The sequence below is a fragment of the Wolbachia endosymbiont of Mansonella ozzardi genome, assembly GCF_020278625.1.
Taxonomy (GTDB): Bacteria; Pseudomonadota; Alphaproteobacteria; order Rickettsiales; family Anaplasmataceae; genus Wolbachia.
Map to the genome: position 1 here is coordinate 27,529 of NZ_JADAKK010000001.1, position 9,953 is coordinate 37,481.

Consider the following 9,953-nt stretch of genomic DNA (forward strand, 5'->3'; position numbering starts at 1 on the left):
CACAATTTATGTAGGCCATTTATGGTTGATGATAAGATTGCTTTGAACTTTGAGATAGAAAGAGGTGAGCCTATAGCAGGTCAATCCCACTTTTCTGCACGTGTAAAGCTTACAAATGAAAGCAAAAATCTTTTGCGCGAGAAGCTTGGCAGTACAGTTAAATTTGATAACCTGGATAGTTACTTAGATCTCAACCATGAGAATTTTTATATCTATTACAATAAATACGGTGGGTATTATGGTAGAGATGAGCTATATGTTAAAAATGATGATGGCAGATCTTTAACTTCTAACCTTCCACTTAATCACTACGGATTTTCAATGGAGCTATCATTTGGTGAAGGGGCAATCACAGACTATGGCTTTTATCCTCTAGCTGTAATTTACAACCCAAGTTACTATGACAAGGCAAAAGAAAAAGTATTTGATGACCATGGTAAATTGTCACCAATTGCATCAAATGTGTTAGATAACTTTCTAAGCAACGCAAACGGCTTAGCTACGCAAGACATACTTTTAAAGATACAAAATGAAATTGCTGAAAAAGAGGCAAAGCTAATGAGGGAGAAAAAACAGGCGGAAGAAGAGTTAAATCAAAAGAACAAAGAATTAAAAGAACTTATAGAAAAAGATGAGATTAAAATGTTTAAAGTGATAAAAGGTCATGATATAGGTGATGGACGTTCAGCGGTAATTTTACAACCTGACGGGGAGAAAGGAAATAAGATACCTATCGATTCGAGTAAATACTATATAGCAAAATATAAACACCATCCAGAAAATGAAGATGTTGAATATTTGCATTTTATTGGCCCTAGAAATGATATGCTGGTTGATTATGAAGATTTATTTTTTGTGCTCAATCGAAGCTCCTACTCCGGCTTTGAAAGTGGGTTTTATTCAGCAGATGGGACCGATCCCCATAATTACGCCAAATATTTAAAGGATCGGTATTTGGGTGGTGACCAACTGTCTGAGAGATTGTCTAATGAGTTAGAGAAAGGCAGCAATCAGATAGATTCAGAAGTTATGCTTAACGGTCAACCTATGGACGAAGAAGTTATAGTAAAAAGTGAAGCCAAACCTAGAAAAAAAAGAGTAATTGAGGAGGGTGATAGTGATATGAAAGATAGTGATAACTCAGTAAACATTCAAGCAAAAAATGAGGACCAAAAATCAACTACCGTGGAGTTTCAAGAAAATTCTGTACTGCAGGAGTTAATAAAAAAGCTATTTCCAAATAAAGAGAATATAGTAATAAACGATGAGCTTACAATAGAAGTGAAATATGATGGGCTAACTAGTTACACACCTGATTATATAAAGCAGACTGTAAAAGATGCTTATGGTGCTTGGTCTGAAAATTTCTATTCACAAAAGAGTAATCATACTGGCCCCGTAAAATTGCAGCTTTATGTGCTGAAAAATTATGACGATTATAAAGCTTATATAAAGGAACTTTCAGGTGGTAAAGACCACAATGAATTATGGGGTGGTGGGACAGTAAGAGCACATAAAAATGACGGTACAATAGCAAAAACTTTTATTATTGGAGATATAAATAGCTTACTTTGTGCGAAGTCTAAAATTCTGATGGAAAAGATGAGCGATGCATTTCTTGAATATGCCACTGGCAATCTCAATGAAGTACCTGAAGTTTTACGTACTGGTATGAAGCTTTTCATGTGGAGCTATGATGCAGCTAAAAAAGAGAGCATTCGTGATATGCATTATACAAAAGAAGTATACGATAAAATGCAGGAATCTGGATACAACACACCCTACAAAATAGCTAGCATGACTAATAACTATAGAATGGCAGATTGCTTGGTAACATTCTTGCAAGAAAAACATCCTCAATTTATCAAGCAATTGTTTATTACAACACCTTTTGGCAGAGCGCAAGCAATATCAGAATTCAAGCGTCTTTTAGATAACTCAGAAATTGAAAAAGAATTTAAGCAGTGGATGGATGTAAAAAGTGGGAATAAAACCGCCGCAGATCTTGTGCCAGATAGTGAAGTTATTACTTTCAGTAAACACAAACTTCAAATAAACTTAAAATACGATAATGAGGAATTAAACCATAGCAAGTTGAGTGGCATAAAAAATGCCATCGAGGGTACTATAAAAGATTTTGACTCAGTATTTGGCATTAATAATTCTCAACCTTGGCACAATATATTAAATAAAATCAACGTCTTCATATTTAATACAAAGAGTGACTACGAAAGTTATCTGAAAGAATTGAGTATTGGTTATCAAGGTAATTCTGGTTTGACGCTCCAGGGCCGCGGTTCAGATGTTCATGTTTATTTTTACTTGCAGAATGAGTTCAATGATTCATGTAAAACTTTAAAACATGAATTGGGACACGCTTTAACCATCATTAATTCCTATTACGGCACGGGTAGTGTTTTACCTAAAGCTATGCATGAAGGAATTGCTAACTACATGGCAGGCTTGGGAAATGGTCAGTATGTTAATGATCACGGAGATAAAGAGGCCTTAATTGCAATAAGAAATAAAGATCTCAAGCCAGATAAAATACTGTGCAATAATATTATGAATAATAAATGGGAGCATTATAACTCAGATACCGAACAAGTGATAAAATTTCTTGAAGATAAACACCCAGATATGATCGATAATTTGCTAAAGAGCCTCTCTACACACGGTACAAGTAAACCTCAAGGTAATAAATTAGTTGAGAATTTTTTGGCTAAATTGAAAGATTATGATCAAGAGTTTAAACAGTGGGTCAAGGTTCAATTGAGTGGTGAAGAGTACCTGAAGCGTGAACACGAAGTATCAAGTACGCAAGAGGATAAAGCTGAATACCCTACTAATGAGAAAAGAAAAAGGAGCAAAAGATCGCTAGAAGAAGATGAGGATAAACGGGAGGAAGTTGTCATAACAAGTGTTATATACAGTATGAAGGGTGACAAGGAGGAAGATTATCCACAATACCCCTTAAAGATAAAAACAGGTGAACCTATTGAAATGGGGAAGTATAAAGTGAAACTACAAGTTACGTATGACGATGTGAAGAATTTTTGTGATATCGTACGTAACAAATACCATATGGGTAAAGAATATAACTATGAGCAAGTCATGGTTTTATATAATGAAATTGTTAGTCCAGCTCACAACCATCATTACGAACCCTTTACTCTTGATAAAGCATATGTTGCTGATAATCATTTATTTATCAAAGATCAGGATTTTGGGACTTTAGATGATTTTAATGAGATGTTCTATAAAAGTGATGAATTAGTGTAATATAAAGGGCTAGATTCAACTTGGTGGACGAGAATTAATTGATAAAGAAAGCTGATTCATATATTTTTATCTTCAAGATTTCTTATCGAGCGTAAACATCAGCTCGTCCCATTCCCTTTTACCAATTCCGCTTCCTTCTTTAGTAACATTTTCTCCCTTAATTAATTTGCGGATTACTTCTAGACCTGTTCTTGAAATACAAACCGATTCTAAGCAATATTTAACGAAAGCGCTGTATGCCATTGGGACCCACTTCTTTATTATGTCCAGAATAACTTCTGCATAGACTCTAATTTCATACTGAGCATGCTTGTCAGCTCTAAGCTTCAAAAAATGAAAAAGGTTATTTAGATCTATCTTCCAATAAAATTGCGTGTAGTAATTAAGCATTAGATTGGTTCTAGCAATTTCTCTTGCAAGCCCCTGTTCAATAAATTTCTCATAATGAGAATATACTAAATTAGAGTCATTTGTCAGAGAATCTATTATTTCTTTCGATGTATGTGAGTCAAAAGCTTCACCACTGCCTTGTTTATTATTATCAGATTGTTTCGCAACCTGTTCTGGTTTCGGTATATAAAATTCGTTATCAAGTATTGAATACCTTGCTGAATACTCATTCACATTTGCAGTTCTATGCCTTATCCATTGTCTTGCAACAAAAATTGGAAGTTTCACGTGAAACTTAATTTCACACATCTCAAACGGAGTTGTGTGGTGATGTCTCATTAAATACTCTATAAGCGCTTCATCTTGGCTTATCTGCTTTGTTCCCTTTCCATAAGAAACACGAGCAGCTTGAACTATAGCGCTGTCAGATCCCATATAATCCACTACCCGAATAAACCCATGATCCAATACCTTATGCTCCTCGTATAGAATTTCATCTACTTCTTTTACTGTAATTCTCTTAGTTGAATAACGTTCCTCATTCATGAAATATCCTCAAGATGAAATGGAGATATCAGCTCCACACGAATTTAGTTTTTCGTGCATTGCTTCATACCCTCTCCATAAATGATGTGAGTTATTTATTGTAGTTTCTCCACTAGCTACCAAAGAAGCAAGCACTAAAGCTGCCGTTGATCTTAAATCAGTAGCATATAGATTGGCTCCAGACAAGCTTTTTACTCCATTTATAATAGCTTTGCTTTTTTTGATGCTAATATTAGCACCCAACTTTCTCAATTCATCTGAATGTGCAAATCTGCTTTTAAAAATGCTTTCTTCGATTACTGATACCCCATCAGCAACGCACATTGCAGACATCAGTTGTGGCTGCATATCACTAGGAAAGTTAGGGTATGAATCTGTTATAACATTAGCAGATTTAATAGAGCCATTTTTTTTAGAAATAGCAACACCTTTGCCATACAGCTCAACCACAGCTCCTATAGCCTCCAATTCATTTGCAATACATCTTATATCAGATAGATTTATTCCTTCTAACATCAATTTACCACCAGTTATTATGGCAGCTAGTGCATATGTGCCGGCTTCTATGCGATCTGGTATTATTTTGTGGACACATCCATTTAGTGTCTCAACTCCTTTTATTGTTATCAGACCTCTTGCAAAATTCTTTGTCATCCAAGTAGCGTAACACTGGGATCCATCATAGATTCCAGCTTCATACACTGGAATGACATCAAAGAGATCTATTTTATTATCATGAATATTAATATCAGCACCCATTTTCTTTAAGAACTCTATTAAATCTAGAACCTCTGGCTCTGTTGCAGCATTGTTTATTATTGTCATTCCTTCTGCAAGTGTTGCTGCCATTATTATGTTCTCCGTTGCACCAACACTTATTTTTTCAAATGTAATTTCTCTTCCTTGTAGCTTTCCTTTTACCGTTGCAATTATATTACAGCCGTCAATTTCAATTTTAGCCCCCATTTTTTCTAACGCTTTGATGTGCATGTCGACAGGGCGTTTTCCAATGTTGCACCCACCAGGAAATGCTGTTCTCGCCTTGCCGAATCTGCTGAGCATTGGACCTAGCATTAAAAAAGATGCTCGCAGTTTATTTGCAGTTTTATTTGGTATCACATGATTGTTAATATTGCTACAGTTAATTTCTAAAGTATGATTTGCTTTATAATCTCTGTTGTACATAAAGTTTACTTTTGCTCCGAGATTTTTGAGCAGCTCAGACATCAGATGCACATCAATTAGATCGGGTACATTATGCAAAGTTACTGCAGAACTACTCAATAGGCTTGCTGCTGCTATTGGTAAAATAGCATTCTTTGAACCATTAACTTTAATTTTCCCAACTAAAGGTTTATGGTTATTCCTTACTAATATTTTATACACTTAATCAAACTAAATCTTACCGAATAAGTATAGTGAATTGGCAATAAAAGGCAAACATAGCATCTTGATGAGTAAGGTTATATAGTAAGCCAGAGTCAGATACTTCCCAGTTTCACTTGGCTTAAGGAATTTACCAAACAAGAAAAAAGGCAAAAAAAAACTAGTCAATATCTATTTTAGAACTTGGTGTTAATGCCTTATATGCTTGACAAGTAGCTGACCTTGGGGTTGTAAATACCTATAGCTTCATTAATTTAAGAGAGATGTTGAAGTTTGTCAAGCAGTTTTTTTGTGAAAAAAACGAAATTGGTTGAATTTTTAACTAATTAAAAACAAAAGAAACCCCGAAACGCGAGTTGTTTACTGTTCTCTCAAAAATTTGGCGTCCGGGTCTCTCTTACACCGCTTAATAAGCGAGGCTCAGCTAATGTAGACAAAAATTTATAAAGACATGCAGCGCCCATGCTGCAAAAACAAAACATAACAAGCCTTGCCTTATGCTGTGCTTTTGTTACCTAGTACAAGACTAAAGATAAATTTTAGGCTTAAAACACCCATAACCTCGTTGTAGGGGGCTGGCACAGGCTGTCAAGTAGTTTTTTGTTTTTGCGGATAACGTTATAAATTTTTTCCACTGTTGTCTATTCACTTTTCTGTATAGTGGGAATTGTTGTTAGCTACCAACTAACTTAAAGTTAAATATCTTGACATTTACTTAATACTATTATATAATGGCTATGTGTATTTTATACACTATGGCAATAAAATTACCTTGTAATAAGTGTGTTGGACCCGAGGGCAGTACTCGGCGCCTCCACCGTGTTTTTAATTTATATGGGGGTGAATAAGGATCGACATGCATAGTAAAGATGGTAACTTTGCTCGGTTAGATACCACCGTTAAGAGTTCGTAATTTAAATGCAAACGATAACTTTGCTGCTAACAGTAATGTAGCATTAGCTGCTTAGTTTAGCACTATACTTCATTGCTACAAGCACGGCTCAGGGAACGCCGGGTAACAGAAGTTCCCCCAGAATTTACATGTACAAAACTTGTATGGACAAAATAGATTATAAGAGATCGCTTAATTTCGCCAAGTTTCAAGTCATAAAAAAAGCTTTAGGTATCATATCGGGCAATAATTTCACTCCTCATTTAGAAATATTACTCTTCACTCATTTTAAAGGTGTTATCGTACCAGATTACTTAAGAAAGTCATACCCTACTCAAGTACTTATTATATTACAACATCAATTCTATGATTTAAAAATCTTTGAGGATAAATTTAGCGTAAGTTTGAGTTTTCGCGGAAAACAAGAGCAAATTACCGTTCCATTTTTTGCTATTAGTGAATTTCATGATAAAGTTTCAGGGGATATTTTAATATTTGACAAGATCAGTATCGATTCTGACAAAGAATATAACAGTGAAAAACGTACTGAAAACCCACTAAATGTCAGCGTTATATCCATAGACCAACTGCGTGATCAGTAGTTGCGAACCTAGCTTCGTGACATATGAGAGAGGAAAAAACTGGTCTAATCAAGTGATAAGCATAGAGGAAGCATTACTTAAAGAGATTGATTTAGAATTCCTAAATATCTATCTTTATATATAATTTTCATGTAATGAACGTGCATGCATCTAGTAATATACTTATTCAACATGTTGTTTAATCTTTATAGCTTCATTCTAATATGTTGGGTTGCTTTAAATTGGCTGATTAAGTTTAATATAGTAAATATGTATAACGAAGTTGTGAGCAACATAATGCACACTTTGAACCGACTTACCCATCCACCACTAAAGGTTATCAGAAAGTATATACGACCATTCAACGGATTAGATCTATCTGTGATGATATTGCTAATAGCAATTCACTTTGTAAAATATACGATAAATTACTACTTTTAAGTAGATGCTAAAAAAACATCTGAAATCAGCAATATACATATCGCTCCTGATATATATATATATATCAGTTTTTAGCTACAACTATAAAGATCCATCCTTAAACACAGCTACAGATGAAGGAGTGACGAATTTAGGTGGAATAGTAGGCTCATATTTAGCTGATATATTAGTTCAATTTCTTGGATTAACTAGTATTGCAATAGCTACAACTATAGTTTATTTTTTGACCCTCAGACCATCAAAAAGGTTGCTGAAAATTCTCTACTTAGCATTAATCAATTTAGGAATATGCGCTATATTATCACAACTTTCGCTCGGCATTACTGTAAGGTATATGCACGGTGGAATAATAGGAAACGCACTAATTAGTAACTATCCGTTTTATATATTCACAGCAGCAGTGTCAGCAGGTACTGTAGGATTAATTGGCTGGAAGAGAACGATTTACTTTATATTTTTCTTGTGTAAAAAAACAGCTTTACTTTTTGTAAATGTTCTGTTTTTCAGGTTACGTAAAACTGCTGAACATTCTATTGCATCATCAGTAGTAGAAGAAAAACATAGAGTTCAAATTGCTACCAGACAACAACCAAAAAAGAGGCAAGGAAAAGCCACTGGAGAGATTTTTAAACCTTCTAATGGATTTGAGTTTCCAAGTATTCATTTACTTTCCAAAGCAGAAGAGTCTTTGCAGAGAAAACAGCTAAACGAAATGGAGAGCAATAAGAATCTATCCTTGCTGGAGCAAGTTTTAAATGATTTTGGTGTGCAAGGGAAAATCATCAATGTATGTTACGGCCCGGTTGTGACTTTATACAAACTTGAGCCACAGGCTGGTACAAAGTCTGCAAGAGTAATTGGTCTTGCAGATGACATTGCACGTTCAATGAGTGCGCTCTCTGCGCGTATTTCAATAATTCGTGGACAAAACGCCATGGGAATAGAATTGCCAAATAAGGAGAGAGAAATTGTCATGCTGCGTGATTTACTCGAGTCGCCGGAATATCAAAATGCGAACTTAAATCTTCCAATTGCACTTGGCAAAGAAATAAGCGGAAAATCAGTTATTGCAGATTTAGCCAAAATGCCACACTTACTTGTTGCTGGAACCACAGGATCGGGCAAGTCAGTTGCAATTAACACCATGATTCTTTCACTCGTTTATCGATTAAATCCTAATGAATGTAAGATGATAATGATCGATCCCAAAATGCTTGAGCTTTCAATATATGATGCAATACCGCATCTAATAACACCAGTAGTAACAGAGCCAAAAAAAGCTGTTACTGCTCTTAAGTGGATAGTAAAAGAGATGGAAAATCGCTATCGCATGATGTCGTATTTAAATGTACGCAATGTGATAAACTATAACCAAAAAATCACGGAAGCGATGAATAGTGGGATACAATTGGAACGTGTTGTGCAAATTGGATTTGACTCAACAACAGGCAAACCCTTATTTGAAAAAATACCAATCAAGATGGAAACATTTCCATATATCGTGGTGATCGTGGATGAAATGGCAGATTTGATGCTCGTTGCTGGCAAAGAAATAGAGTGCTCTATTCAGCGTTTAGCGCAAATGGCTAGGGCTGCAGGAATACACATCATAATGGCAACACAACGTCCATCTGTAGATGTGATAACAGGTGTGATAAAGGCAAACTTCCCAACGAGAATCAGTTTTGCTGTGACTTCTAAAATAGATAGCAGAACAATACTTGGTGAACAGGGGGCTGAACAATTGCTCGGTATGGGTGATATGCTCTATATGGTTTCTGGCGGTAAGATTATTAGAGTTCACGGCCCTTTTGTGAGTGATAATGAAGTGCAAAGTATAGTCGATCACCTAAAAACGCAAGGTGAGCCAAACTACATGGAGGAAATCACCAAAGAGGATGAAAATTCCTCTGCAGAATTAAACGGCGAAACAGAGGATGAAGAGAACGACCTGTACAACCAAGCAGTGGCTATCATTCAGAGAGATAAAAAGGTTTCAACTAGTTACATTCAACGGCAACTTAGAATAGGTTATAACAGAGCTGCAAATATTGTCGAAAGAATGGAAAAAGAAGGCATTGTCAGCGCCCCAAACTATTCGGGAAAGAGAGAGATACTGATAGAATAGACTTCTTGCATAGTTTTCGGCAGCGCGTTGAATGAAACAAAAATTGCTTGACAATCTTCGCCATTACCCTTTATCACAGTACTGAAGCTATTATTTATCTTCAGTCCTTGTAGATTAAACGACAGAAAACTCAATGTACTTGACTTCTTATGTTTAATTTTTTGCACTATATTCACCTCATGTCTTTATAAACTTTCAAGGTTTTTACTTAAATATAAGCTAAAATACGCTTGTTAAAGTGTTTAAGACATTATCCAACGTCGGATTTTAAAATAAAGAGAGGAATAACTAGCTAACAGGGTTTCTT

Annotated in this window: 6 protein-coding genes and 1 other RNA gene; 5 read left to right on the top strand and 2 right to left on the bottom strand. The window is 35.3% G+C overall.

From position 1 onward, the window contains the following. Nucleotides 1–21: 21 nt before the first annotated feature. On the top strand, nucleotides 22–3,282 hold the full coding sequence (locus IHO40_RS00185; RefSeq protein WP_225536184.1) for a hypothetical protein: 3,261 nt from the start codon (nucleotides 22–24) through the stop codon (nucleotides 3,280–3,282). A 72-nt stretch (nucleotides 3,283–3,354) separates the two neighbouring features. Here IHO40_RS00185 and thyX read toward each other — a convergent pair whose 3' ends face one another. Beyond that, nucleotides 3,355–4,218 (bottom strand): FAD-dependent thymidylate synthase, encoded by an 864-nt coding sequence (gene thyX, locus IHO40_RS00190; RefSeq protein ID WP_225536185.1) that lies wholly within the window; start codon nucleotides 4,216–4,218, stop codon nucleotides 3,355–3,357. A 9-nt stretch (nucleotides 4,219–4,227) separates the two neighbouring features. After that, complete coding sequence (locus IHO40_RS00195; protein WP_225536186.1) at nucleotides 4,228–5,604, bottom strand: UDP-N-acetylglucosamine 1-carboxyvinyltransferase; 1,377 nt, start codon at nucleotides 5,602–5,604, stop codon at nucleotides 4,228–4,230. A gap of 700 nt (nucleotides 5,605–6,304) precedes the next feature. Here IHO40_RS00195 and ssrA point away from each other — a divergent pair. The 4 genes from ssrA (at nucleotide 6,305) to IHO40_RS00215 (ending at nucleotide 9,646) form a co-directional block, all read left to right on the top strand. Beyond that, nucleotides 6,305–6,637: a transfer-messenger RNA gene (ssrA, locus tag IHO40_RS00200) on the top strand. Between the two features lie 23 nt (nucleotides 6,638–6,660). Beyond that, a complete protein-coding gene (locus tag IHO40_RS00205) occupies nucleotides 6,661–7,098 on the top strand; it encodes a ClpXP protease specificity-enhancing factor SspB (protein WP_225536187.1) in 438 nt (145 codons plus the stop codon). 144 nt (nucleotides 7,099–7,242) lie between these two features. Beyond that, entirely contained in the window at nucleotides 7,243–7,518 is a 276-nt protein-coding gene (locus IHO40_RS00210; RefSeq protein ID WP_368666739.1) for a YggT family protein, read from the top strand. A gap of 4 nt (nucleotides 7,519–7,522) precedes the next feature. Further along, nucleotides 7,523–9,646, top strand: coding sequence for an FtsK/SpoIIIE family DNA translocase (locus tag IHO40_RS00215; protein WP_225536188.1), 2,124 nt, complete (start codon nucleotides 7,523–7,525; stop codon nucleotides 9,644–9,646). Nucleotides 9,647–9,953: the final 307 nt, after the last annotated feature.